The sequence below is a fragment of the Winogradskya consettensis genome (assembly GCF_018332715.1).
GTDB lineage: Bacteria > Actinomycetota > Actinomycetes > Mycobacteriales > Micromonosporaceae > Actinoplanes > Actinoplanes consettensis.
This window is the reverse complement of record NZ_BOQP01000022.1, coordinates 70,547-95,314: the sequence shown is the minus strand read 5'-3', so window position 1 is coordinate 95,314 and position 24,768 is coordinate 70,547. Positions and strand designations below refer to the sequence as shown.

The window sequence follows — 24,768 nt, the reverse complement described above, 5'->3', positions numbered from 1 at the left end:
CGATTGCCGCAGTCGCGCCGCGATGAGCTCGCCGCCTCCCTGACGGAGGTGCGTGAGCGGATCGTGCGCGCCTGCGTCGCGGCCGATCGCGACCCGGGCAGCGTGTCCCTGGTCGCGATCACCAAGACGTACCCCGCCTCCGACGTGGTGCACCTCGCCGCGCTCGGAGTGACGGACGTGGGGGAGAACAAAGATCAGGAAGCCGCGGCCAAGGCCGCTTCGGTTTCCGCCGAGGACGCCGCGGTTCGCTGGCACTTCGTCGGCCAGCTGCAGCGCAACAAGGCGCGCTCAGTCGTCACGTACGCCGATGTCGTCGAGTCCGTGGACTCCGTGCGGCTCGCCTCCGCTCTCGACTCGGCGGCTCAGCGGCTCCGCGACCGCCCGCTCGAGGTGTTGTTGCAGGTCAGCATCGACGGGGACACCGCGCGAGGGGGCGCTGACCCGGGCGGTGACCTGTGGGAGCTCGCCGATTTCGTGGCCGGGGCCGAGGGGCTGCGGCTCGGTGGAGTGATGGCCGTCGCTCCCCGCGAATGGGAGCCGTCGAAGGCCTTCGGCGCACTCGCCGATATCGCCGCACGGCTGCGCGCCGATCATCCGGACGCGACGGTCGTCTCGGCGGGCATGAGCGGCGACCTCGAAGCAGCTGTGGCGCACGGAGCGACACACGTAAGGATCGGTACTTCTTTGCTCGGGATGCGAAACACGCTGCGGTAGCCTTGCGGCGGGCAGCAAACTACATACGTGTTGTTCATTCGCGACGTGCTTCCGGCCTCCGGGTTCGCCCTGGTGGACCGGCCTTCGCGTCCGACGACGCAGTGTCGTTCAGCGGGCGCCGGGGTCGAGATGTTTGAAGATCGCGGAATCCGTGCAAGGGGGGACGCGACTCGCAGGGGGTGCGAGGCGCACAGTGACGGAGGTGGGGGCATGGACGAGCGGTTCGGCGCAGAGGGTCTGGTGATCACATGAGCGCACTTCGCAAGGCGGGCGTGTGGCTCGGGCTCGTCGAAGAGGACGACCAGTACGACGACCGGGGCTATCGCGACGGCGGTTACCGCGATCGGGACCGGGATCGTGACCGCGATCGGGAGCGGGACCGTGACACCGGTTACCGCTACGCCGACGAGTACGCGGACGACGAGGACGACGTCGACGAGGCACCCGCGCTCCCGCGGGCCCGCCAGTCCGACCGGGGCAGCGGCCGCCTCGAGCGTGCCGCCGCGGCACTCGACCGCGACGATCACGACCACGACCGTGGCGAGCGTGCCAGCGTGCGCTCCATCACCAGGCCACCCGCGGCGGCGAGCGAGCAGGCCTACTCCACCCGGGAAAATCTGGCGCTCGCACCGCAGACCCAGGTGCACCAGCGGCCGGCCGAGGAGGAGCAGCGTTACCAGATCACGACGCTGCACCCCACCACCTATCGCGAGGCGCGGACCATCGGCGAGCACTTCCGCGACGGCGTACCGGTCATCATCAATCTCACCGAGATGGACGAGAGTGACGCTCGCCGCCTGGTCGACTTCGCGGCCGGACTCGCGTTCGGCCTGCGCGGTACGATCGAGCGGGTGACCAACCGGGTATTCCTGCTCTCACCGGCCAACGTCCAGGTCACCGCCGAGGACAAGGCCAAGATCGCTGAGGGCGGCTTCTTCACCCAGGGCTGACCCGCCCCGGGTGCCCCGAACGAGCAGAGTTGACCCCTAACGAGGGACCCGCCTGAAGTGCTGTCGATCGTGTTGCAGATCATCTATCTCTTGGTCTACGTCTTCTTCCTGACGCTGCTGGCCCGGTTCGTGCTGGGTGCGGTGCTGCAGTACGGGCGCCGCTGGCAGCCGGGACGCGGAGCCTCGGCGGCATTGGAGTCGGTGTGGAGCGTCACTGATCCACCCCTCAAGGCGTTGAGGCGTGTGATCCCACCGCTTCGAATTGGTACCGTGAGTTTGGACCTGGCGTCCCTGGTCCTGCTGGTTATCCTGTTCGTGCTTTTGAACTTCGTGTTAGCGCAGCTGATCAGGTCGGTCTCCTGACCGAGGACGACCCGATCGGCTCCGCCCCACGCGGCCGCAACTGACCCGAGGAGTTTCGATGCCGCTGACCCCGGCCGACGTGCACAACGTCGCCTTCAAGAAACCCCCCATCGGCAAGCGGGGGTATGACGAGGAGGAGGTCGACGCTTTCCTGGACGAGGTGGAGCGCGAGCTCGCCCGTCTGATCGAGGAGAACAACGAGCTGCGTGCCCAGGTGGAGCGTGGCGGACGGGGTGGCGCACCAGCCGGCCCGAGCGCCGACCCCCGCATGGCTGCCGAGCTCAACGACATGAAGTCGCAGCTCGACCGTGTCCAGCGCGACAAGTCCGCCGCCGAGCAGGCAGCCCGCCAGATGCAGGCTGAGCTCGAGCAGGTCCGCGCGCAGGGCCCGGCCGCAAGCGCCCCTTCCTCCACGGGCGGTGACGGCGAGCAGCAGGCACTGCGCGTCCTCATGATGGCCCAGCGCACGGCGGACGACCACGTCTCCGACGCGCGCCGCGAGGCCGACAAGCTTCTCTCCGACGCCCGTTCCAAGGCGGAAGAGGTCACCCGGGAGGCGCGGGCCAAGGCCGACGCCCTCGAGCGGGACGCGCGCCAGCGTCACCAGGAAGCCATGGGCGGCCTGGACGCGAAGCGCTCGGCCCTGCAGAAGCACATCGAGGAGCTCAAGCAGTTCGAGCGCGAGTACCGCACGCGCCTGAAGGCTTACCTCGAGAGCCAGCTGCGCGACCTCGACGGCCGTGGCCAGGGACTGGAGACCGAACTCTCCCGTGCCGACGCCCAGCGCGCCGTCGGTGGTTCAGGTGGCCTCGCCGCCGCGGGCCTCGCCGGCTCGTACGGCGGCAGCCGCGCCAACTCGATCGAGACGGGCCGCTGAGGCCCGGCGTCACCCCTCTCGGCTGCGTTCACCTGTTCCTCCACTGCGGCGGGGATGAGTCATGATCTATGCGAGCCTCCTACTCATCCTCGTCGCCGTAACCCTGCTCGTCCTCGGCCTCACCGCCGGCTCGAGCAGCCTGCTGATCAGCTCGATCGTGGCCAGTCTCCTGGCCGCGGTCGCCCTGGTCATCGGCGCCCGCCAGAACACCGCGCGCGGCCGCCCGGCACCCGGCGAGCCCCTCCTCGCCGACCGCCACCCCGAGCCCGCCTATGCCGGCGCTCCGGCCTCCTCCCGGACCGAAGTCTTCCGCGGCGGCCCCCCGGACTCAGCTTTTCCCGACCGCAACGAACCGGACCAGGCCATCGCCTACGCCGCGGGTCAGCGCGACGCCGAGACGAACCTGACCGGCACCACCCGCCCCCACGAGGACCACACCCAGCGGGTACGCCCCGACGAGGCCCTCCACGCCGAGCCCGCCACCAGCGAGCCCGGCACGAGCAAGCCCGGCACCAGCAAGCCCGGCACCAGCGAGCCCGGCAGCCATGAGCCGAGTTCCCGCGGGGCCGGCACTTCTGGGGCCGGCACTTCTGGGGCCGGGCTGCACGAGCCGGACCCGGTCCGCGACGAGCCGCCGGCCGATCCGCCGGCCGAGCCCGGTGCGGACAAGAAAGCCGACGCGGATCGCACCCCGTACTCGGGCACGGACGCGACCCGCGCCGGCCGCAGGGCCACGGACTCCCCGGACTACGACCAGGCGGCCTCGGTCATCGGCAGCGCCCGCACCCAGGACGACGACTCCTGGCGGCGCGACGATCCCGCCGACCCCCCACCGGCAGCCCCAGCCTCATCCAGCCCAGCCTCATCCAGTACAGCCTCATCCAGTACAGCCTCATCCAGCGCCTCCTCATCCAGCACCTCGAAACCGGCCCACGGTTCCGCGCTGGACGAGGAGGAACCGGCTCCCGCTTCGGCCTCGGCCACGGGTTCTTCGGGCTCGGGCTCGGGGGATGCGGCTGTCGGCTCCGTGGCGGCTGGTGAGGCTGCTCCGGCGGCTGCGGCTGGCGAGGCGGGTGCGTCTACCGCGGGAGTGGAGGGCGTGCGGGAGCCGGGTGCGGTGGATGCCGGCGAGTTCGGTGACCCTGATCCGGAAGACCCCGACGACGAGCCGCTGCCCCAGGCCGTACGTCCCGCCGACGCGGTGCGGGTGGCCCGGCTCGAGGCGGAGGTGCTGGTCGTCGACGGGCGCCCCCGCTACCACCTGGCGGACTGCCCGTTCGTGACCGGCAAGGCCACCGAGGCCCTCCCGGTCGGGGAAGCGGTCGAACTCGGTTTCAGCCCGTGCGGTATCTGCCGTCCGGTGGACCACCTGGTCGCTGCTGCCGCCCGCCCCTGACACACCCGGTGTCACCCGCTGTTCGGTGGTGGTTACTGAGTGTCCGGGCATCTTCTTGACGCTGTGTTCGCGGGGCCGATAACCCACCGTTGTGGGTCGGCCCCGCTGCGCCGTAAAATCGAAGATCGGGACAATGGGTCATGGCCAAGAGGCGCCCCTCCCGCCCCGAGACCCCCTCCACCGCCGATCCCGCCCGCGCTGAACCAGCCCGCCCGGCTCGATCTGCCGGTCGGTCCCGGTCCGCTGAGCTGAGCCGGACCGGGGTTTCGGTCGCTGTGCGGGTGCGGCCGGGCTCCGGGCGTACCCATGTGGGTGGGCTCTATGAGGGGCCGCACGGGCCCGCGCTGATCGTGGCGGTCGGGGCTCCCGCGGTCGACGGGAAGGCCACTGAAGCCGTGCGGCGCGCATTGGCCGCCGCGCTGGGGGTGAAGGCCGCCGCGGTGACGCTGAAGATCGGAGCGACCAGCCGGGACAAGGTCTTCACGGTGACCGGGGACGTCGACCGGGTGGTTGCCGGGCTGCGAGACGGCTCCTCGTGAGCGGTGGGCTCGACCTCGCCCTGCTGCTCGGCGCGGGTGTGCTGCTGGTCGCCGTCGGTGCGGTGCGGCTCTCCACCCGGCTCGGGTTGCCCAGTCTGCTCGTCTACCTGCTGATCGGCATGGTCATCGGGGAGTCCGGGCTCGGTATCCGGTTCGACGATGCCGAGCTCACGCGTACCCTCGGCTTCTGCGCCCTGATCATGATCATCGCCGAGGGTGGGCTGACCGCCCGCTGGACCACCCTGCGGCCGGTCCTGGGCCTTTCCGCGACCCTGTCGACGCTCGGGGTGGCGGTGAGCGTCGCTGTTGTCGGCGCGGTCGTGCACTTCCTGCTCGGGCTCGACTGGCGGCTCGCCCTGCTCTACGGCGCGGTGCTCTCCTCGACCGACGCCGCTGCCGTCTTCGCGACGCTGCGCCGCCTGCGGCTGCCACCGAGGCTGGTCGCGACGCTCGAGGCCGAGTCCGGCATGAACGACGCCCCGGTGGTCCTGCTGGTCGTCCTGCTGTCGGCCACCACCACGTCCGGTCACCCCTGGTGGTACGAGCTGCTCATCGTCTCGTACGAGCTGAGCGCGGGCGCCCTGGTAGGCCTGGCCGTCGGTGCGGCAGGACGTTGGCTGCTGAAGCACGCAGCGTTACCGTCCGCGGGGCTGTACCCGATCGCCGCCGTCGGGCTGACAGTCCTCGCCTACGCCGTGGGCGCGGTCCTGCACGCCTCCGGATTCCTGGCCGTCTACGCGGCGGGCGTGGTCCTGGGCAACGGCCGCCTCCCGCACCGCCGGGCGATCCTCGGATTCGCGGACGGCCTCGCCTGGGTCGCACAGATCGGCCTGTTCGTGCTGCTCGGCCTGCTGGTGTCCCCGGGCGAACTGGCCTCCGCGGTCGGCCCGGCCCTGATCGTCGGCGTCGTCCTGGTGCTGCTGGCCCGCCCGCTCTCGGTGTGGATCTCGGCCCTCGCCGTACGCGCCGACCGCGGCCTCGGCTGGCGGGGGCAGGCGTTCCTGTCGTGGGCCGGGCTGCGCGGCGCCGTACCGATCGTCCTGGCCACCATCCCCCTCTCCAGCGCCACCCCGGGCGCCGACGGCCTGTTCAACGCCGTCTTCGTCCTCGTGATCATCTTCACCCTGGTCCAGGCGGGCACGCTGGCCCCGGTCGCCCGCCGGCTGGGGATCACCGCCCCCGCCGAGGCCGCCGAGGTGCACGTCGAGGCCGCCCCGCTCGAACGCATGCACGCCGACCTGCTGCAGATCGACGTCGCACCGGGGTCACGGCTGGCCGGCGTCCACATCGACGAGCTGCGTCTGCCGGTCGGAGCGTCGGTCACCCTGGTCGTGCGGGACGGCGCGGGCTTCGTGCCAGGTCCGGACACACGGCTGCGTACGGGTGACAGCATCCTGATCGTCGCCACCAATGACGTCCGGGACGTCGCCGAACGCAGGCTGCGCGCCGTCAGCCGCCGGGGCCGCCTCGCCCGCTGGTTCGGCGAGGACGGCGCCGATCGCACCTGACCGCGTACTCAGGTCACCTTGATGATGACCTTGCCCGAGGGGTGACCGCTCTCGACGGTGGCGAGGGCGGCCGGAGCGTCGGAGAGGGGATGGACCGCGGTGATCACGGGCGTGAGGACCCCGTCGAGGGCCAGCCGGGCGGCCCGCTCGAGGTTCTCGCGGTCGAGGCGCCGCTCGACGAAACGCCCCCCGATATCGGGCACAGACATGTCACCCACGGCGATGACATTGCGCGGATCCTTGGCCAGTGGGGCGACCGCCCGCAGCGAGGTGCCGCCGACCAGGTCGACGATCCCGTCGAAGCCGTCCGGAACCAGCTCGCGTGCCGCGGCGACGACGTCCCCGGCGGTGTAGTCGATGAACCGCACCCCGACAGCCTCGGCGGACTCGCGCTTGGCGGCACTCCCGGTGCCGATCACCCGCAACTCGCGCCCGGCGGCCAGCCGGGCGACGAGGAGGCCGACCCCGCCCCCGACCCCGTTGACCAGGACCGTGGCACCGGCCGGGAGGCCGAGCTGGTCGAGAGCGTCCACCGCGGTCGTCCCGGCCACCGGCAGCGTTGCCGCCACGGTCGCCGACAGCCCGTCCGGGATGCGAGCGGTGTTCGCCGCGGACAGCACCGTCGTCTCGGCATAGGTGCCACCCCCGGTGAGCGCGAAGCCGAAGACCGCGTCACCCACCTCGAGCCCGTCGACGCCCTCACCCAGGGCGAGCACGGTCCCCGCCGCCTCCATCCCCAGCACCAGGGGAAACGGCCGCCCGCCATCGAGCCCCGGGACCAGACCCGAGCGCACCATGTGGTCAAGGGGATTCACGCCGGCCACGTCGACGCGGATCAGCACCTCACCGCGATCGGGCACCGGATCCGGCCGATCGAAGAACTCCTGCTCCTCAGGCCCGCCGTACCTGCCGAAACCCCATGCTTGTCCCATCTTCGTGCCGCCTCCCGGGTGACCGACCCGGTCGTTCCGGGCACTGCGGCCATCCTCATCGCTGACACCGATGTAAAGGGCAACCGCCTGAGGCGCGGGTCACAGCATCAGGCGGACGGCACCGGGGTCTTCGTCATCTTCGCCCAGTGCTCACGGTTGATCCCGATCAGCACGTTGAGCGCCGCCCGAGTCTCGACCAGGTGCGCAATGTCGGCATCGATCCGGTCGCGCTCCCGCGTCATCGTCACGAACGCCGACTCGGTCACGCCAGGGTCGCTCGGGGTCTCCACACACGGCAGCACGGACGCGATCACCCGGCTGGACATACCGGCGTCGAACAGCTGCCGGATCAGGGTCACACGCTCGATCTCGGCATCGGAGTAGTGCCGCTGCCCGGCGTCGGAGCGTGAACTGCCCAGCAGGCCCTGCTCCTCGTAATACCGCAGCGAGCGGGGACTCACGCCCGTGCGTCTGGACAGCTCGCCGATCCGCATCCGAAAAGCCTACGCCCGCGGGGTTCGGGGCTCAGGCCGCGGTTTTCCTGGACGGGCACGCAGCCGCGGCGTTCGGAGAGCGCGCCTGCGCTGGCTGAGCGGGGAATTAGGTTGTGTGCAATTAAGTTGTGTGCAACTTAATTGCACACAACCTAAATGGCGGCAGCCCGGCAGCCCGGCAGCCTGCGGGGCCGAGCGGCGGGGTGGGGCCGAGCGGCGGGGTGGGGCGGGAGGCGGGTGTCGGCCCGGGTGAGTGGTCGGTATGGGGTGAGTGGCCGGGCAGGGTGAGCGGCTGGGCGGGCGCGGCCGGGTTGGCCGGCGGCCGGGCGGCCCAGGAGCGGGTGTCGGCCAGGGCGAGTGCCCGGCGGGGTGAGTGATCGGGTTGGTTGGCAGCCGGGTGGGGGCGGGGTGGTGTCGGCCGGGGCCGAGTGACTGGCCAGGGCCGAGTGGCCGGGTGGGGTCGAGTGGCCGGGTGGAATGAGTGACTGGCCGGGGCCGAGTGACTGGCCGGGGCCGAGTGGCCGGGTGGGGCGAGTGACTGGCCGGGCAGAGTGACCGGGTGGGGCGAGTGGCTGGGTGGGGTGAGTGGCAGGGCGAGTGGCTGGGTGGGGTGAGGGGTTGGGTGGGCGGGTCGGGTATTTGACGGTGGGGTGGGGGGATTTGTTGGGGTTGGGTGGGGCGGGGGGCGGTGTGCCGTGTTGTCGCTGGTCTTCACGTTCCGTATCCTTGCGAGCCTCTGGAGTGCGCGGCGGATGATTGCTGCGCCGTTTGTGCACGTGGGGTGTGCGCGGATCGCGTGGGGGCGCGGCCGGACAGCTGCGGGGGCGGTGGGGACCGCGACCACGCAGCCGCAGGGGGACAGACCTCAAGACCGCCGAGTTTGCCGCGCCCCGGCGCGGCCCAGGGGAGCGAGCAATGGCCAAGGCACCGGGGAAGACCGCACCCGAAAGGTCCCGCAGCGCGGAGGAGACCGAGCAGATCCGGCTGGCGCTGACCGAGCGCCGGGACGAGTTGCAGGCGGAGTACGACCACTCGCTCACCGAGCTCACCGTGATGCAGCGGGAGCGGCTCGAGGATTCCGCGGGCGACGATCAGGCGGATACCGGCACCAAGACGCTCGAGCGTGAGCAGGAGATCACTCTGGCGAACAATCTGCTGGAGCGGGTCACACAGGTGGAACGCGCCATCGAGCGGCTCGGTGAGGGCAACTACGGTTGGTGTGAGCGGTGCGGTAACGCCATCCCTGTTGAGCGGCTGGCGGCTTTCCCCGTCGCGACCCGCTGTGTGTCCTGTAAGCAGTTGGAGGAACGACGCTGAACGCCGACGAGGCTCCCGTGCGCGAAGAAGCCGCGGGGGAGGAGAAAACCCGGCCCCTGTTCTCGGGCCGGGCCGTTGCGGTTCTCGGCATCACCGCGCTGGTCGCCGTTCTGGTCGACCAGCTCGTCAAGCACCTGTCCACGGAGGGGCTCACCGAGGGCGAGCCGGTCCGGATCCTCGGCGGCCTGGTGTATCTGTCGCTGCTGCGTAACAGTGGTGCGGCGTTCAGCCTGGGCAGTGGGTACACCTGGGTGTTCCCGCTGGTCACCCTGCTCGTCATCGGCTGGATCGGCTGGATGGGCACCCGGCTGCGCTCGGTGCCGTGGGCGCTGGCACTCGGGCTCGTGCTCGGCGGCGCGCTCGGTAACCTCGGCGACCGGTTGTTCCGGGCTCCCGGGGTGTTCCAGGGCCATGTGGTCGACATGATCAGCCTCTTCGGGCCGTACGCCCAGTATTTTGCCGTCTTCAACATCGCCGACGCGTGTCTGAGTGTCGGGGTTGTGCTCGCCGTGTTGCTGGAGCTCACCGGGCGCCAGCGTGACGGGTCCCGGCCCGCCCCCAAGAACAAGAAGCAGGAATCAGAATCATGAGCGCGCGTTCGCTGCCCGTACCGGACGGTCTGGACGGCATGCGTCTCGACCAGGCCGTGTCGCGGCTGTTCGGCCTGTCCCGCACCGCGGCCGCGTCCCTGGTCGAGGCCGGCGACGCGCTGGTCGACGGCTCCCCGCGGCCCAAGTCCGACAAGGTCTCGGCGGGGGCGTGGCTCGAGGTCACCCTCCCGGCGCCGGTCACCGCGGTGGTGGTGAAGCCCGAGCCCGTGCACGGCATGAAGATCATCTACAGCGACGACGACATCGTGGTGGTCGACAAGCCCGTCGGCGTCGCCGCGCACCCGAGCCCAGGGTGGACCGGGCCGACCGTGATCGGTGGTCTGGCCGCGATGGGGCAGAACGTCGCCACCAGCGGCGCGGACGACCGGCAGGGCGTCGTGCACCGGCTCGACGTCGGCACCACCGGGCTGATGGTTGTTGCCAAGAGTGAAATGGCATACAGCGCCCTGAAGCGGGCATTCAAGGAGCGTGAGGTCGACAAGCGCTACCACGCGATCGTTCAGGGACATCTCGATCCGCTGCGCGGAACGATCGACGCGCCGATCGACCGGCACCCGACCGCCGACTACAAGTTCGCGGTCATGTCGGACGGAAAGCCCAGCGTGACGCACTACGACACGCTCGAGGCGTTCCGATCGGCGAGCCTGATCGACGTGAAGCTGGAGACCGGGCGTACCCATCAGATCCGGGTCCATTTCTCCGCCATGCGGCACCCGTGCGTGGGCGATCTCACGTATGGTGCGGACCCTACGCTCGCCGCCCGGCTGAACCTCGGCCGGCAGTGGCTGCACGCCAAGGAGCTGGCGTTCCTGCACCCGCGGACGCAGGCCGAGGTGCGGTTCGTCAGCGACTACCCTGACGACCTTAAGTACGCGCTCGACGTGCTCAGCGACGCGAGCTGACGACGCAGCCGGCGTCCAGCCGCCGCTGACGCGGCTCGCTGAATCCGGCGAGGAAGCTGAGGGGGAAGCTCCATGTGGCCCGGGGACCGCATGATGCCACCACCGCTCGCACGCGGCCGTGCCGGTGCGGGGCCGCTGCGGCTGCGCCTGATGACCGGGCTCGCCCTCGCCGCGTCGGCCGCGCTCCTGGTCACCGTTGTCATGATCACCGACCGCGGCCCCGAGGTGGAGAGCCCCGTCGGCGACGTCGTCCGGGTCGGGGTCGTCGACGGTCAGTCCGTCTCCGGCTACCTGCGGTCGAGCCGGGGTGAGCTCGGGGCGATGTTCCCGTCGGCCGGCCCGCCGTCCGCCGGGGACACCTGGGCGCTGGTGAGCCTCACCGGCTATCTGGGGCCCGACAAACTGCTCGGTGTGCTCGGGGACTCCGCGGTGGCCCAGGTGTACGCGCGGGCGCCGCTCCCCGGTGTGCGTACCCAGGTCGTCAAGATCCCCGTCTACCGGATGCCGCAGGACGTGGTCGCCGGGATGCTCAACGCCGCGCTCGCCCGTGACCAGGAGCAGGCCGACTATCGCAAGCTCAGCGGCGAGCTCGAAGGCGACGGTACGAACGAGCTCCGGGTGCGGCAGGCGTACGACAATGCCGCTCAGATCGCCGCCGCCGAGGCCGCGGCCTTCCGCGCGCACTGTGCCTGTGTCTTCGCCGCCGTGGTGCGGGCGGGGCCCGCCGTGCTGGACCGCATCGCCGGCCGGGCCGAGGTCCGCGTCGTCGACCCGGCGCCCGAGGTCAGGCAGCTCGACCGGACGGAATTCCGGCCGGTGCTGCCCGAACAGACAACGACGGTTCCCGATGACGACGAGCCGTCCGGGCCGGTACCTTCACGCTCAACGGCTGTTGCCCCGCAAAGCCCGGCGCCACTACCCTCATCGACCGGGGCACGTGTGACATCGCCCTCACCGGACGGTCCCGGCACGGGGGCCGACCCTTCTGCCGCGGCACCGGAGGAGAGCGCTGCCGTTACCTCCGCGTCGCCTACCGGTCCCGCCCCTGACCAGCAGTCCGCGAGTTCAGGAGCATCCCGGGGAGCCTCCGGGCGTTAGGACTTCCGTCGGCACACCGCTGTGCCGGCGACCGAGCCTTTGCGACGGGCTGATGCACGTGCGGGCGCGTTGTGCCGACAGGTGATCAACAGCGCGCGTATTTGCCGACCGTAGGTGTGGCCCGAATAGGGTTGGCGTCCGTAGCCTGTTGCAGGGCGACGGGGACCCGCTGAACGAGACAAGATCGACAATCGTCGAACTGGGGTTGGGGAGGACGAGCCGTGGACGGGACCGAGACCGGCTGGGGCCGGCCTGCGGAACCAGCCCCGCGTTGGCGGGCGCTGCTCGACCGGGCTCGCCATGGCGCGCGAACCGACCAGGAAGTCCGCGAGGAAGAACAGGAGCAGGAGGCCGAGGCTCGCCGTCAGGCCGCCCAGCCCCTGCCCAACCGCCCCGGGCGGCCGTTCAACCCGCTCGATCCCCGCGTGCGCGAGCAGCCTCAGCAGTACAACCCGCCGCCGCTCCCGCCGGTCAACCCGCTGGACCGCCGGCCCGGCCGCGCGAGTCTCGGGGAACGGCTGGGGGCTTCCGAGTCGCTGGGTCAGAGCCCGGGTCAGCCGATGGGCCAGGGGCTTTCCCCGGAACGTCGCGGGGACAGGCAGCCGCTGCCTCCGCTGATGCCGGACCGTGGCGGCTTGCCCGAGCGGGGCGGGCTGCCCGAGCGGGGCGGCTTGCCGGATCGTGGCGTTTTGTCTGAGCGGACCGCTATGCCTGAGCGGGGCACCATGCCCGACAGAGGTGGTTTGCCCGACAGGGGCGGTTTGCCGGAGCGCGGGCAGGAGTGGGGCGAGGCGCGTCCGTCGGCCGGTCCGCTCGACGCGCGGCGGCAGTCGCGGATCGGCGAGGGGTTCCAGGCGCGGCCGGAGATCGAGCCGCACAGTTTCTTCAACCCGGCCACCCGCTCGGTGCCGCCGCCGATGGGTCGTCCCGATGAGGTCACCCCGCCGCGGGGTGCTGCTTCGGTCGGCTCGGCCTCGGTCATGCCGCCGCCCTCGTCGCTGCAGAGTCCTACCTCGCCGCAGGGCCCGTCATCGCAGCCCCCGTCTCAGAGTCATGGGTCGCCGGGTCAGGGTTTGCCGGGTCAGGGTTTGCCGGGTCAGGGGCAGGGGTTTGCGGCGTTGCCGCCGTTGCAGGCGCAGTCGCTGCTGGCTCCGCCTCCGCAGCCGTTGCTGAGCCCGCCCGGTCAGCCGTTGCAGAGCCCGCCGGGCCAGCCGCCGGTGGCACCGGTGCAGCGGCCTCAGCCCTCGATGCCGGCCCCGCAGATGCCTCAGCAGGCTCCGGCCGCTCCGAACCCGACCTCGCCGGCCCCGGCGCGCATCGAGTGGCGGCAGACCCGGTCGGATCCGCAGGACCGTGCGGTCTCCGTGCTGCGCCGCAAGCTCGGCAAGCCGCGGGTGCTGGCGTTCGCGAACCCCAAGGGTGGCGTGCACAAGACCACGGCGACGGTGCTCGCGGCGGCGACCATCGGTAGTGTCCGCGGGCGGGGTGTGCTCGCCTGGGACGACAACGAGCTGCGGGGGACCCTCGGGTTGCGCGCCGGCAGTGCGCGGCATGCGCGGACGATCCGGCATCTGGTCGGTGACCTGATCGAGATCGAGAACATGCACGGCAACGACCTGATGCAGTTCTTCGACGGGTATCTGCGGCACGCCTCGGACGGGTCCTACGACGTGCTGGCGGGTGAGGAGAATCCCCGGTTCGCGCAGCGCCTCGATCAGAGCACGGTGCGGCGGGTGATGGATCTGCTGCGGCGTACGCATGACGTGATCTGTGTGGACACCGGTAACAACGTCGAGAGCGTCAACTGGCAGACCGTGATGCAGAGTGCCGACCAGCTCGTGGTGACGACGGTGCCCCGCGAGGATGCCGCGTTCACCGCCGACTGGATGCTCGACGTGCTGAACGAGACCGGGATGGAGGAGCTCGTCGCCAACGCGGTGACGCTGATCTCGTGCCCGTCGCCGGGGAAGCTGCCGTTGCTCGATGATCTGGCAAAGCACTTCGCTACGCGTACGCGTGCCGTGGCTGTCGTGCCCTACGACCCGGCGCTGGAAGTCGGGTCATCGATCGAATACGGAGTGCTCCAGCCGGAGACAAAACAGGCATGGCTGCGCGCCGCATCTGTGATGATCGAGCCATTCGCCGAATAGGCGGGTGTCAGCGGTGCCACCCGTGGCCCTCCCGGACTAGGCTGCCGAAGTTGGTTTAGCCGCGGGAGTAAGGGGGCCCTGGGTGTCTGACTCGTTCGTGCACCTGCACGTGCACACCGAGTATTCGATGCTCGACGGAGCCGCCCGGATCAAGGAGGTGCTGGCCGAAGCGAAACGACTCGGCATGCCCGCCGCGGCGATCACCGACCACGGCAACATGCACGGTGCGTTCGACTTCTACCAGCAGGCCAAGGACGCCGGGGTGACCCCGGTGATCGGGGTCGAGGCCTATCTGGCGCCCGAGTCGCGGCTGCACAAGAAGCGCGTCAAGTGGGGTCGGCCGGAGCAGAAGAGCGACGACGTCTCCGGCAGCGGTGCCTACACCCACATGACCATGTGGGCGCGTAACGCGGTGGGGCTGAAGAACCTGTTCCGGCTCAACTCACGGGCGTCGATCGAGGGTCAGCTCGGTAAGTACCCGCGGATGGACTTCGACATCATCGCGGAGCATGCCGAGGGCATCATGGGGACGACCGGTTGCCCGTCCGGCGCCGTGCAGACCCGGCTGCGGCTGGGCCAGTTCGACGAGGCGCTCGCGTCGGCGGCGAAATACCAGGAAGCTCTCGGCAAGGAGAACTACTTCCTCGAGATCATGGACCACGGCCTGTCGATCGAGAAGCGGGTCCGCGACGACCTGCTCAAGATCGGCCAGATCCTCGACATCCCGCCGCTGGTGACCAACGACTCGCACTACACCCACGAGGCCCAGGCCGCGGCGCACGACGTGCTGCTCTGTGTGCAGACCGGCAGCAACGTCGCCGACCCCAACCGGTTCCGTTTCGACGGCGCCGGCTACTTCGTGAAGTCCGCCGACCAGATGCGCGCGGTCGACTCCTCCGACGCGTGGCTCGAGGGTTGCCGCAACACGCTGCTGGTGGCGGAGCGGGTCGACATCGAGGGCATGTTCACGTTCAAGAACCTGATGCCCCGCTTCCCCATCCCGGACGGTTACTCCGAGGAGGAGTATTTCCGGCACGTCGCCTACGAGGGGCTGCACCGGCGCTACCCGGACGGCATCCCGGAGCTGCACATCAAGCAGGCCGAGTACGAACTCGGGATCATCGTCTCGATGGGGTTCCCGTCGTACTTCCTCGTGGTCGCCGACTTCATCCAGTGGTCGAAGCGCAACGGCATCGCGGTGGGACCGGGCCGCGGTTCGGCGGCGGGTTCGCTCATCGCGTACGCCATGGGCATCACCGACCTTGATCCGCTGCCGCACGGCCTGATCTTCGAACGGTTCCTCAACCCCGAGCGCATCTCGATGCCCGACGTCGACATCGACTTCGACGAGCGCCGGCGCGGCGAGGTCATCCGTTACGTCACCGACCGGTGGGGCGAGGACAAGGTCGCGCAGATCGCGACGTTCGGCACGATCAAGGCGAAGGCCGCGATCAAGGACTCGGCCCGGGTCCTCGGCTTCCCCTACGCGGTGGGCGACCAGATCACCAAGGCCATGCCCCCGGACGTCATGGGCAAGGGCATCACGCTCGGCGGCATCTTCAACAAGGACGACAAGCGCTACGGCGAGGCCGGCGAGGTCCGGACCCTCTACGAGCAGAACCCCGACGTCAAGAAGGTCATCGACACCGCGCGGGGCATCGAGGGCCTGATCCGCCAGACGGGTGTGCACGCGGCCGGCGTCATCATGAGCGCCGAGCCGATCATCGACCACATCCCGCTCTCGCGCCGCGACGCCGACGGGGCGATCATCACGCAGTTCGACTACCCGACCTGCGAGGGTCTGGGCCTGCTCAAGATGGACTTCCTGGGCCTGCGAAACCTGACGATCATCGATGACGCGGTCAAGAACATCAAGCTCAACCACGGCCTCGACCTGGATCTGCTCGGGCTGCCGCTGAGCGATCAGAAGGCGTACGACCTGCTGGCCCGCGGCGACACCCTGGGCGTGTTCCAGCTCGACGGTGGCCCCATGCGCTCGCTGCTGCGCCTGATGAAGCCTGACAACTTCGAGGACATCTCCGCGGTCCTGGCGCTGTACCGGCCGGGTCCGATGGGTGTCGACTCGCACACCAACTACGCGCTGCGCAAGAACGGTCTCCAGGAGATCAGCCCGATCCACCCGGAGCTGGAGAAACCCCTCGAGGAGATCCTCGCCCCGACGTACGGCCTGATCGTCTATCAGGAGCAGGTGCAGCGTGCCGCGCAGATCCTCGCGGGCTACTCGCTGGGCCAGGCCGACCTGCTGCGCCGGGCCATGGGTAAGAAGAAGAAGGAGATCCTCGACAAGGAGTTCATCCCGTTCCGGGACGGCTGCCGCGCCAACGGCTACTCCGACGAGGCGACCCAGGCGGTGTGGGACGTCCTGGTCCCGTTCGCCGGCTACGCGTTCAACAAGGCACACTCCGCCGCGTACGGCCTGGTGTCGTACTGGACGGCGTACCTCAAGGCGCACTACCCCGCCGAGTACATGGGTGGTCTGCTGACGTCCGTCGGCGACGACAAGGACAAGATGGCGATGTATCTGGCCGAGTGCCGGCGCATGGGCATCCAGGTTCTGCCGCCCGACGTCAACCAGTCCTCCGGCCCGTTCACCCCGGTCGGCACCGACATCCGCTTCGGGCTCGGTGCGGTGCGTAACGTCGGCGCGAACGTCGTGGAGTCCATCGCCCGCTGCCGGGTGGAGAAAACCGAGTACAGGGACTTCTACGACTTCCTGTCCAAGGTCGACGCGGTGGTCTGCAACAAGCGGACCATCGAATCGCTGATCAAGGCCGGGGCGTTCGACTCGTTGGGGCACACCCGTAAGGCCCTGCTCGCGGTGCACGCTGAGGCCATCGACGCGTTCGCGGACGTGAAGCGCAAGGAGGCCGCGGGTCAGTTCGACCTGTTCGGCTCGCTGGGCGACGACACCAACAGCGCGGCGACCGTGGCGATGCCGACCATCGGCGACAGCGAGTGGGACAAGCGCGACAAGCTCGCCTTCGAGCGCGAGATGCTCGGCCTCTACGTCTCCGACCACCCCCTCGCCGGGCTGGAGCAGATGCTCCACCAGGCCGCCGACACCACGATCGCGGCGCTCAACGAGGAGGGCTCGGTCCCGGACGGGCAGGTCGTCACGCTCGCGGGCATCCTCACCGGGGTGCAGCGACGGATCACCAAGCAGGGCCGGGCGTGGGCGTCCGCGACCCTGGAGGACCTCGCCGGCGGGGTGGAGGCGCTGTTCTTCCCCAACACCTACGAGGTCATCGGGCAGTACATCGCCGAGGACGCAATCGTCGTGGTCAAGGGTCGCATCGACCGCCGGGACGACACCCCGCGGATCATGGCGATGGACATGTCGATGCCCGATGTGACCCACAACCCCGACACCAAGCCGGTCACGCTGACCATGCCGATCACCCGGTGCACGCCGCCGCTGGTCTCCGAGCTCAAGGAGATCCTGGTGAGCCATCCCGGCGACGCCGAGGTGCACGTCCACCTGCTGAACGGCAGCCGCAAGACGGTGATGCGGCTCGGTGGCTTCAAGGTCGCGCCGACGCCCGCGCTGCGCGCCGACCTGAAGATGATCCTCGGCCCGTCGGCGGTGCTCTGATGGCCGGCGCACCCGTGGAACAGGTCCGCAGCGAAGGCACAGGACGACCTGGCAGGATCGGGGCGTGAACCCGAACCACCAGGAGCCGGAACCCGTCTATCTCTACGGGCCGCCGCCGGTCGCGGAAGAGCCCGTCGCGGAGACGCTGCCCCGGGAGCCTGCCCGGGTGCGGCGGCCGTGGCGGCGTACGGTGCTGGTCACGGTGTTGATCGTGGTGGCCATGGCAGCGCTCGGTGCGCTGCTCGGCCTGCTCTGGTCCTGGCTCGCGCCGACCGTGCCGGTGGTCAACGCGGGCACCAACGGCATCGTGGTCAACGACCCGTCGCCGGAGGAGTACATCGCCTCCGACGGCTGGTTCACGATCATCAGCTTCGTCTTCGGCCTGGTCGCGTCGATCGCGGCCTGGCTGGTGCTGCGCCGCGACCGCGGACCGGCGATCCTGGTCGGCGTGGTCCTCGGCGGGCTCGTGTCGTCGCTGGCCATGTGGCAGGTCGGCCGGCTGATCGGGCGCGGCGCCTGGAACGACTGGCAGCAGGCGTCGGCCGCAGGCGACCACTACGGCGAGCCGCCGGACCTGCACGCGCACGGGGCGTTGCTGGTCACGGCGTTCGCCGCCGTGATCGTGACGACGCTGCTGGCCGGCTGGTCCAACGATCCCGACCTCGACCTGCCCGGCGCGAAGCCCGGTTACGGCCACGACCTGGATCACCGGGCCGCGGCCGCGGAGCAGGAAGAGCAGTTCCGGGCTTCGGAAGGGGCTAGTTCGGGCTCACCGGACGGGCAAGATCCGACAACGGCACCGGAACCGCACGCACCCTCGCCAGCAGACCCGCCTCGCGGTTGAGCAGCCGCAGCTCGGCGCGCAGCCGGGTGGCGGTGTCGGGCGCGGCCAGCAGGTCGTGCCGCTCGTCGGTGGTGAGCTGGGCCGTCGCCGCGATCAGGTGCGACAGCACGGTCGGGTCCTCCGGCACCTGGTCGAGCACCTCCGAGTCGGGACGCAGCAGGTCCAGGTAGGTGCGGAAGGCCGCCAGCACCCGCGGCGCGAGCAGCCCCGCGATCGGGTCGCCGGGCTCCTCGTCGGGCAGCCACTCCACCTCGGCCGTGAGATAGGGCTGGGTGTCCGCCGCGATGCTCAGCAGCCGGAACCGCCGCCGCCCCACGGTGACGATGTCGAAGCGCCCGTCCGGCAGCTCGGTCACCTGGCGCAGCTCCGCCGTGCAACCCACGTCGTAGAGCTGGGCGGCGTCGACCGGCGGCCCGTCGGGTGGCTCGCCGTCGCCGTCACCGCTTTCGGACTCGAAGCCGATCGGCACCTCGAGCCCCTGGCGCATGGTGACCACGCCGAACTCGTGCGGATCGTCGTCGGTCGTGGCGACCAGGTCGCGCACGAGCGTGCGATACCGCTCCTCGAAGATGTGCAAGGGCAGCACCAGGCCGGGGAAGAGCACCGTGCCCAGCGGGAAAACCGGGAGAATCGCGCCCACGGGTCGAGCGTATCGGCAGGATTGTCCTCCGCGCGTGCTCCGGGACGGTGATCTTTTACCCGGCCTGCCTTTTGGCCGGGATAGTGGCGGTTCCCACTGCCTGGACCGGGGCAGGAAGCTGTCGGACCCGCAGCCTAGACTTGGCGGCGTGTTGAACCGGATCGACCTGCGCGGTTCCCGCCGGGACCCGCGCGGTCTGCTGCCCCGCGCCCAGCTCGACGTCGCTCAGGCGGTCGAGAAGATCAGGCCCGTCGTGGAGGCGGTGCGTGATCATGGTTACGCGGCGATCCGGGAGGCCACCGAGAGATTCGACGGGGTACGCCTGGAGCGCCTGCGCGTTCCCGCCGAGGCCATCACCGCGGCGGAGAAGACCCTCGACCCCGATGTCCGCGCCGCGCTGCTGGTCGCCATCGAGCGGGCCCGCAAGGTGCACGCCGACCAGCGCCGCACCGACGTCACCACCCAGGTCGTGCCCGGTGGCACGGTCACCGAGCGGTGGGTGCCGGTGTCCCGGGTCGGGCTCTACGTCCCCGGTGGCCTGGCGGCCCTCGCCTCCACGGTGGTCATGAACGTCGTGCCCGCCCAGGAGGCCGGCGTGCCGTCGCTGGTCGTGGCGAGCCCGCCGCAGCCGTCGAACGGCGGCCTGCCCGACCCGACGATCCTCGGCGCCTGCGCGCTGCTCGGCATCACCGAGGTCTACGGCGTCGGCGGTGCCCAGGCCATCGCCATGCTCGGCTACGGCAGCCGGGGCCGCGACGCAGCCGACACCCCCGGCGACGGCTTCGAGCACTGCGCACCGGTCGACGTGATCACCGGGCCGGGCAACATCTGGGTGACCGCGGCGAAGCGGCTGCTGCAGGGCACGGTCGGCATCGACGCCGAGGCCGGCCCGACCGAGATCGCGATCCTGGCCGACGACAGCGCCTCGCCGGTGCACGTCGCCGCCGACCTGATCAGCCAGGCCGAGCACGACCCGCTCGCCGCGAGCGTGCTGGTCACCGACTCGCCGGCGCTCGCCGACGCGGTCGACGCCCAGCTCGTGGTGCAGGTCGCCGCGACCAAGCACGAGTCCCGGGTGCGCGAGTCGCTCGCCGGCAAGCAGTCCGGCATCGTCCTGGTCGACGATCTCGAGCAGGGGCTCGCCGTCGTCGACGACTACGCGGCCGAGCACCTCGAGATCCAGACCCGCGGCGCCCGTGAGCTCGCCATGCGGGTCCGCAACGCCGGCGCCATCTTCGTCGGCGCCTATTCGCCGGTCTCGCTGGGTGACTATGCGGCCGGCTCCAACCACGTGCTGCCCACCGCCGGCTGCGCCCGGCACTCGTCCGGCCTGTCGGTGCAGTCCTTCCTGCGCGGCATCCACGTCATCGAGTACGACGAGGCTGCCCTGCGCGCGTCGGCGCCGCACGTGGTCGCGCTCGCCAACGCCGAGGACCTGCCCGGCCACGGCCAGGCCGTGACCGCCCGATTCTCCGGTGACGTGTCGTGACGACTCTCGACGATCTTCCCCTGCGGGACGATCTGCGGGGGAAGTCCGCCTACGGCGCCCCGCAGCTCGACGTCGCCGTGCGGCTCAACACCAACGAGAATTCGTATCCGGTGCCCGACGCCGTGGTGGACGCCATCGCCAAGGCGGTGCAGGCCGAGCTGCGTGACCTCAACCGCTACCCCGACCGGGACGCGGTGGCGCTGCGCACCGACCTCGCCGACTACCTCGGGCACGGGCTCACCGCCGCCGGAGTGTGGGCGGCCAACGGCTCCAACGAGGTCCAGCAGCAGCTGCTCCAGGCGTTCGCGGGTCCCGGCCGCACGGCGCTCGGCTTCGGCCCGTCGTATTCGATGCACCCGCTGCTCGCCGCCGGTGTCGGCTCGCGCTGGATCGGTGCGCTCCGTGGCCCCGACTTCGGGCTCACCCCGGCCGCCGCCGTCGCCGAGATCGAGGAGCACCGCCCCGACGTGGTGTTCCTCTGCTCGCCCAACAACCCGACCGGCACGGCGCTCGACCCCGAGGTCATCACCGCCGTGCTCGACACCGCGCCCGGCATGGTGATCGTCGACGAGGCCTACGCGGAGTTCGCCCGCCCCGGCACCCCGACGGCGCTCGCGCTGCTCCCCGGCCACCCCCGCCTGGTGGTCACCCGCACGATGAGCAAGGCGTTCGGCTTCGCGGGTGGGCGGCTGGGCTATCTCGCCGCCGACCCCGCGGTGATCGAGGCGGTTCAGCTCGTACGCCTGCCGTATCACCTGTCGTCGCTGACGCAGGCCGCCGCGCGGGCCGCCCTGGCCCAGCGTGACGCTCTGCTCGCGACCGTCGACGCGATCAAGGAGCAGCGTGATCGCATCGTCACTACGCTCCGCGAGCGTGGCACGGCCGTGGCCGACAGCGACGCCAACTTCGTACTCTTCGCCACCGGGCCCGACCAGAAGGCCGCCTGGCAGGCGTTCCTCGACCGTGGGGTGCTGATCCGGGACGTGGGGCTGCCCGGCTGGCTGCGCGTCACCGCCGGCGACCCCGTCGAGACCACCGCTTTTCTGTCCGCCGCCGCATCGATTCTCGCCGAGGAGATCCAGTCGTGAGCCGCACCGCGCGTATCGAGCGCGTCACCAACGAGACCAAGGTGCTCGTCGAGATCGACCTCGACGGGACGGGCAAGGGTGACCTCGCCACCGGCGTCGGCTTCTACGACCACATGCTCAACCAGCTCGCCAAGCACGGCGGGTTCGACCTCACCGTCCGCACCGAGGGCGACCTGGAGATCGACGCGCATCACACGATGGAGGACACGGCGCTGGCGCTGGGCGAGGCGTTCGCGCGGGCGCTCGGTGACAAGGCCGGGATCCGGCGGTACGGCTCCGCGACCATCCCGATGGACGAGGTCCTCGTGCGGGCCGCCGTCGACCTGTCCGGACGGCCCTATGTGGTGCACGACGAGCCGGAGCTCACGCCGTACATCGGCCCGGTCTACGCGACCAGCATGACCCGGCACATCTTCGAGTCGTTCGGGCACGCCGCCAAGGTGACCCTGCACGTCGACGTGCTGCGCGCGGCCCGCCCCGGCGGCCGCCCCGACGCCCACCACGTGGTCGAGGCACAGTTCAAGGCGTTCTCCCGCGCGCTGCGTGAGGCCGTCGAGATCGACCCGCGCAACGCCGGGGCGCTCCCGTCGACGAAGGGCGTCCTGTGAGCATCGTCCCGGTCCTGCTCCTCGGGCTCGCCGGCATGCTGGTCGGCGGCGTCGTCACCCTGGTCCGCCAGGACGCCACCAAGTTCTCCGTCGGGCTCGTCGCCGTCCTCGCCCTGATCTCGCTGGCCGGTGGCGTGCTGTGGCTGATCCCGGGTGACTCATGACCGGCGTGGTGATTCTCGACTACGGATCGGGCAACCTACGGTCGGCCGAGCGCGCTGTCGCGCGTACCGGGGTGAATGTCACCGTGACCGACGACCTGGCCGCGGCCGAGGCAGCGGACGGCCTGGTCGTGCCCGGGGTCGGTGCCTACGCGGCGTGCATGGCCGGCATCGACGAGCTCGGCGCGGCGCCGGTCATCGCCGCCCGGGTCGCGGCCGGCAAACCGGTGCTCGGCATCTGCGTCGGCATGCAGATCCTGTTCGAGTCGGGCGTCGAGCACGGCGTCGAGACGCGGGGGATCGGCCTGCTTCCCGGGGTGGTCACCAAGCTGACCGCCCGGCGCATCCCGCACATGGGGTGGAACACCGTCACCCCGGCGGACGGCTCGGTGCTGCTCGACGGGGCGGCGGCGGATACGCGGTTCTACTTCGTTCACTCGTACGCCGCATCCGATCTGGCTCTGCTCTCGAAAGCCGGCGCCAAGGTGACCACCGCGACCCACGACCTGCCGTTCGCTGCGGTCGTCGAGCACGGGTCGTTGTCCGCCGCCCAGTTCCACCCCGAGAAATCCGCCGACGCCGGGTACGCACTGCTGCGTAACTGGGTCGCCAAGCTTTGAGAGCGGGACTGTGAGCAAGGAACGGGCCCGGCGCCGGGCTGAGCGGGTCGCCGTTCTCGAACGGGAGAAGGCAGCCCGGGCCCGCCGGGTGTCCCGCCGCCAGAGCCGCCGCGCCCTTGTCCGCAAACTCACCCCGCAACGCCGCGGATCGGGGCGGCTCTACCGCCGCAGCCGGGCGCAGCGGGCCGGGATCGTCGTGATCCCGCTGGTCGCGGCCGGACTCATCTGGTTCCTGGTCCCGGAGATCGCCCTGCGGATCGTTCTCATCGCCCTGATCGTTCTAGTCCTGCCGGTCGTGGTCGTCGTCGTTCTCGGCCGCCGGTAAACCGTTGCTGATCGGAGTTTTCTCGTGACCCTCTCCCTGCTGCCCGCCGTCGACGTCGCGGACGGCCAGGCGGTACGCCTCGTCCAGGGCGCCGCCGGTTCCGAGACCAGCTACGGCGACCCGCTCGAGGCCGCGCTGGCCTGGCAGAACGACGGCGCGGAGTGGGTGCACCTCGTCGACCTCGACGCCGCGTTCGGCCGTGGCTCCAACGCGGCCCTGCTCGCCGAGGTGGTCACCCGCCTCGACGTGAAGGTCGAGCTCTCCGGCGGCATCCGCGACGACGAATCCCTGCGCGCGGCCCTGGCCACCGGCGCGGCCCGGGTCAACATCGGCACGGCCGCGCTCGAGGACCCGGAATGGTGCGACCGCATCTGCGGCGAGTTCGGCGACCGCGTCGCGATCGGCCTCGACGTGCGCGGCCGGGTCCTGTCTGCCCGCGGCTGGACCCGCGACGGCGGCGACCTCTACGAGGTGCTCGAGCGTCTGGACAAGGCCGGAGCGGCCCGCTACGTCGTCACGGACATCACCAAGGACGGCACCATGAAGGGCCCGAACCTCGACCTGCTCCGCGAGGTCTGCGCCCACACCCCGGCCCCGGTCATCGCCAGCGGCGGCGTCTCCACCCTGGACGACCTGCGCGCCCTGACCACCCTCGAATCGGCCGGTGTCGAGGGCGTCATCGCGGGCAAGGCGCTCTACGCGGGCGCCTTCACGGTCGCCGAGGCCCTGGCCGCGCTGCGGGAGCAGTCATGACGGTCGCCGTCCGCGTGATCCCCTGCCTCGACGTCCACGCCGGCCGGGTCGTCAAGGGCGTCAACTTCCTCAACTTGCGCGACGCGGGCGACCCGGTCGAGCTCGGCGCCGCCTACGACGCGGCCGGCGCCGACGAACTCACCTTCCTCGACGTCACCGCCTCCTCCGACGACCGCGGCACGATGCTCGACGTCGTCCGGCGTACGGCCGAATCGGTCTTCATTCCCTTGACCGTGGGTGGCGGTGTCCGCTCGGTGGAGAACGTCGACACGCTGCTGCGCGCCGGCGCCGACAAGGTGGGTGTGAACACCGCGGCTATCAGCCGGCCTGCGTTGATCTCGGAGATCGCCGACCGTTTCGGCAACCAGGTCCTCGTGCTGTCGCTCGACGTACGCCGCTCACCCGGCCACGACAGCGGCTGGGAAGTCACCACCCACGGCGGCCGCAAGAGCGCGGGGCTGGACGCGGTCGAATGGGCCCGGCAGGTGGCCGAGCTGGGCGCGGGCGAGATCCTGCTCAACTCCATGGACGCCGACGGCACCAAGGCCGGCTTCGACCTGGAACTCATCACCGCCGTCCGCGCGGTGGTCGACATCCCGGTCATCGCCAGCGGCGGCGCGGGAAAAATCGAGCACTTCGCTCCCGCGGTCTCGGCGGGGGCGGACGCTGTGCTCGCGGCGAGCGTTTTCCACTTCGGCGAACTCACGATCGGCGAGGTCAAGAACAGCCTCCGCGAGGCCGGCAACCCGGTCCGCTGATAAGGGTCAGCCAGCACA

General features: G+C 70.7%; 25 protein-coding genes. 22 read left to right on the top strand and 3 right to left on the bottom strand.

All coding sequences use genetic code 11. The features are described 5' to 3' along the window. The first annotated feature begins 3 nt into the window (after positions 1-3). The 7 genes from Aco04nite_RS21760 (at position 4) to Aco04nite_RS21730 (ending at position 6,347) form a co-directional block, all read left to right on the top strand. Positions 4-714: a YggS family pyridoxal phosphate-dependent enzyme gene (locus tag Aco04nite_RS21760; RefSeq protein ID WP_212999084.1), complete on the top strand. Its 711-nt coding sequence runs from the start codon at positions 4-6 to the stop codon at positions 712-714. Between the two features lie 248 nt (positions 715-962). Then, positions 963-1,664: a cell division protein SepF gene (locus tag Aco04nite_RS21755; RefSeq protein WP_212999083.1), complete on the top strand. Its 702-nt coding sequence runs from the start codon at positions 963-965 to the stop codon at positions 1,662-1,664. Positions 1,665-1,721: 57 nt separating this feature from the next. After that, a complete protein-coding gene (locus tag Aco04nite_RS21750) occupies positions 1,722-2,027 on the top strand; it encodes a YggT family protein (protein ID WP_203834681.1) in 306 nt (101 codons plus the stop codon). 58 nt (positions 2,028-2,085) lie between these two features. After that, positions 2,086-2,904: a DivIVA domain-containing protein gene (locus tag Aco04nite_RS21745; protein ID WP_203834680.1), complete on the top strand. Its 819-nt coding sequence runs from the start codon at positions 2,086-2,088 to the stop codon at positions 2,902-2,904. Positions 2,905-2,965: 61 nt separating this feature from the next. After that, the gene (locus Aco04nite_RS21740; RefSeq protein WP_212999179.1) at positions 2,966-4,300 is read left to right on the top strand and encodes a hypothetical protein; all 1,335 of its coding nucleotides are present in this window, start codon (positions 2,966-2,968) and stop codon (positions 4,298-4,300) included. Positions 4,301-4,575: 275 nt separating this feature from the next. Then, a complete protein-coding gene (locus Aco04nite_RS21735) occupies positions 4,576-4,839 on the top strand; it encodes a DUF167 domain-containing protein (protein ID WP_244876175.1) in 264 nt (87 codons plus the stop codon). After that, entirely contained in the window at positions 4,836-6,347 is a 1,512-nt protein-coding gene (locus tag Aco04nite_RS21730; protein WP_212999081.1) for a potassium/proton antiporter, read from the top strand. The genes Aco04nite_RS21735 and Aco04nite_RS21730 overlap by 4 nt, the downstream gene beginning before the upstream one ends. 8 nt (positions 6,348-6,355) lie before the next feature. On the opposite strand, the gene Aco04nite_RS21725 is transcribed toward Aco04nite_RS21730, so the two are convergent. After that, positions 6,356-7,279, bottom strand: a complete 924-nt coding sequence (locus Aco04nite_RS21725) for an NADP-dependent oxidoreductase (RefSeq protein ID WP_212999080.1) — start codon at positions 7,277-7,279, stop codon at positions 6,356-6,358. Positions 7,280-7,386: 107 nt separating this feature from the next. Further along, a complete protein-coding gene (locus Aco04nite_RS21720; RefSeq protein WP_212999079.1) occupies positions 7,387-7,773 on the bottom strand; it encodes a MerR family transcriptional regulator in 387 nt (128 codons plus the stop codon). A gap of 915 nt (positions 7,774-8,688) precedes the next feature. On the opposite strand from Aco04nite_RS21720, the gene Aco04nite_RS21715 reads away from it, so the two are divergent. The 7 genes from Aco04nite_RS21715 to Aco04nite_RS21685 all read left to right on the top strand — a co-directional run bounded on the left by Aco04nite_RS21715 (position 8,689) and on the right by Aco04nite_RS21685 (position 18,308). Further along, positions 8,689-9,090: a TraR/DksA family transcriptional regulator gene (locus tag Aco04nite_RS21715; RefSeq protein WP_212999078.1), complete on the top strand. Its 402-nt coding sequence runs from the start codon at positions 8,689-8,691 to the stop codon at positions 9,088-9,090. A 17-nt stretch (positions 9,091-9,107) separates the two neighbouring features. After that, positions 9,108-9,680, top strand: coding sequence for a signal peptidase II (gene lspA / locus Aco04nite_RS21710; RefSeq protein ID WP_244876174.1), 573 nt, complete (start codon positions 9,108-9,110; stop codon positions 9,678-9,680). Then, a complete protein-coding gene (locus Aco04nite_RS21705) occupies positions 9,677-10,603 on the top strand; it encodes an RluA family pseudouridine synthase (RefSeq protein WP_212999077.1) in 927 nt (308 codons plus the stop codon). Before lspA ends, Aco04nite_RS21705 begins: the two co-directional genes overlap by 4 nt. Positions 10,604-10,675: 72 nt before the next feature. Continuing rightward, complete coding sequence (locus tag Aco04nite_RS21700; RefSeq protein ID WP_212999076.1) at positions 10,676-11,701, top strand: RodZ family helix-turn-helix domain-containing protein; 1,026 nt, start codon at positions 10,676-10,678, stop codon at positions 11,699-11,701. Positions 11,702-12,618: 917 nt separating this feature from the next. Then, positions 12,619-13,851: a MinD/ParA family ATP-binding protein gene (locus tag Aco04nite_RS21695; RefSeq protein WP_438874930.1), complete on the top strand. Its 1,233-nt coding sequence runs from the start codon at positions 12,619-12,621 to the stop codon at positions 13,849-13,851. 82 nt (positions 13,852-13,933) lie between these two features. Further along, on the top strand, positions 13,934-17,464 hold the full coding sequence (gene dnaE / locus Aco04nite_RS21690; RefSeq protein ID WP_212999074.1) for a DNA polymerase III subunit alpha: 3,531 nt from the start codon (positions 13,934-13,936) through the stop codon (positions 17,462-17,464). Between the two features lie 64 nt (positions 17,465-17,528). After that, complete coding sequence (locus Aco04nite_RS21685) at positions 17,529-18,308, top strand: hypothetical protein (protein ID WP_244876173.1); 780 nt, start codon at positions 17,529-17,531, stop codon at positions 18,306-18,308. Here Aco04nite_RS21685 and Aco04nite_RS21680 read toward each other — a convergent pair. Next, complete coding sequence (locus Aco04nite_RS21680) at positions 18,223-18,948, bottom strand: LON peptidase substrate-binding domain-containing protein (RefSeq protein ID WP_212999073.1); 726 nt, start codon at positions 18,946-18,948, stop codon at positions 18,223-18,225. The two genes, Aco04nite_RS21685 and Aco04nite_RS21680, sit on opposite strands and share 86 nt — an antisense overlap. Positions 18,949-19,096: 148 nt before the next feature. Between Aco04nite_RS21680 and hisD the strand changes: the two genes are divergently transcribed. From hisD to hisF, 8 genes are read left to right on the top strand one after another with little or no spacing between them, the layout of a single operon-like run. Continuing rightward, positions 19,097-20,437 (top strand): histidinol dehydrogenase, encoded by a 1,341-nt coding sequence (gene hisD, locus Aco04nite_RS21675; protein WP_212999072.1) that lies wholly within the window; start codon positions 19,097-19,099, stop codon positions 20,435-20,437. After that, entirely contained in the window at positions 20,434-21,525 is a 1,092-nt protein-coding gene (locus Aco04nite_RS21670; RefSeq protein ID WP_212999071.1) for a histidinol-phosphate transaminase, read from the top strand. Before hisD ends, Aco04nite_RS21670 begins: the two co-directional genes overlap by 4 nt. Then, a complete protein-coding gene (gene hisB / locus Aco04nite_RS21665) occupies positions 21,522-22,133 on the top strand; it encodes an imidazoleglycerol-phosphate dehydratase HisB (RefSeq protein ID WP_203834670.1) in 612 nt (203 codons plus the stop codon). Before Aco04nite_RS21670 ends, hisB begins: the two co-directional genes overlap by 4 nt. Then, complete coding sequence (locus tag Aco04nite_RS21660) at positions 22,130-22,297, top strand: CG2302 family histidine operon protein (protein ID WP_203834669.1); 168 nt, start codon at positions 22,130-22,132, stop codon at positions 22,295-22,297. Before hisB ends, Aco04nite_RS21660 begins: the two co-directional genes overlap by 4 nt. Then, a complete protein-coding gene (gene hisH / locus Aco04nite_RS21655; protein ID WP_212999070.1) occupies positions 22,294-22,914 on the top strand; it encodes an imidazole glycerol phosphate synthase subunit HisH in 621 nt (206 codons plus the stop codon). Before Aco04nite_RS21660 ends, hisH begins: the two co-directional genes overlap by 4 nt. 10 nt (positions 22,915-22,924) lie before the next feature. Continuing rightward, positions 22,925-23,239, top strand: a complete 315-nt coding sequence (locus Aco04nite_RS21650) for a hypothetical protein (RefSeq protein WP_212999069.1) — start codon at positions 22,925-22,927, stop codon at positions 23,237-23,239. Between the two features lie 24 nt (positions 23,240-23,263). Further along, positions 23,264-23,992 (top strand): bifunctional 1-(5-phosphoribosyl)-5-((5-phosphoribosylamino)methylideneamino)imidazole-4-carboxamide isomerase/phosphoribosylanthranilate isomerase PriA, encoded by a 729-nt coding sequence (gene priA, locus Aco04nite_RS21645; protein WP_212999068.1) that lies wholly within the window; start codon positions 23,264-23,266, stop codon positions 23,990-23,992. Next, complete coding sequence (gene hisF, locus Aco04nite_RS21640) at positions 23,989-24,750, top strand: imidazole glycerol phosphate synthase subunit HisF (protein WP_212999067.1); 762 nt, start codon at positions 23,989-23,991, stop codon at positions 24,748-24,750. The genes priA and hisF overlap by 4 nt, the downstream gene beginning before the upstream one ends. Positions 24,751-24,768 lie beyond the last annotated feature (18 nt).

Coding starts and splice junctions, on each gene's coding strand:
- Aco04nite_RS21755 (WP_212999083.1), top strand. CDS start 963: ATGAGCGCACTTCGCAAGGCGGGCGTGTGGCTCGGGCTCGTCGAAGAG.
- Aco04nite_RS21745 (WP_203834680.1), top strand. CDS start 2,086: ATGCCGCTGACCCCGGCCGACGTGCACAACGTCGCCTTCAAGAAACCC.
- Aco04nite_RS21740 (WP_212999179.1), top strand. CDS start 2,966: ATGATCTATGCGAGCCTCCTACTCATCCTCGTCGCCGTAACCCTGCTC.
- Aco04nite_RS21725 (WP_212999080.1), bottom strand. CDS start 7,279: ATGGGACAAGCATGGGGTTTCGGCAGGTACGGCGGGCCTGAGGAGCAG.
- Aco04nite_RS21720 (WP_212999079.1), bottom strand. CDS start 7,773: ATGCGGATCGGCGAGCTGTCCAGACGCACGGGCGTGAGTCCCCGCTCG.
- Aco04nite_RS21715 (WP_212999078.1), top strand. CDS start 8,689: ATGGCCAAGGCACCGGGGAAGACCGCACCCGAAAGGTCCCGCAGCGCG.
- Aco04nite_RS21705 (WP_212999077.1), top strand. CDS start 9,677: ATGAGCGCGCGTTCGCTGCCCGTACCGGACGGTCTGGACGGCATGCGT.
- Aco04nite_RS21700 (WP_212999076.1), top strand. CDS start 10,676: ATGTGGCCCGGGGACCGCATGATGCCACCACCGCTCGCACGCGGCCGT.
- Aco04nite_RS21695 (WP_438874930.1), top strand. CDS start 12,619: ATGGGTCGTCCCGATGAGGTCACCCCGCCGCGGGGTGCTGCTTCGGTC.
- hisH (WP_212999070.1), top strand. CDS start 22,294: ATGACCGGCGTGGTGATTCTCGACTACGGATCGGGCAACCTACGGTCG.
- hisF (WP_212999067.1), top strand. CDS start 23,989: ATGACGGTCGCCGTCCGCGTGATCCCCTGCCTCGACGTCCACGCCGGC.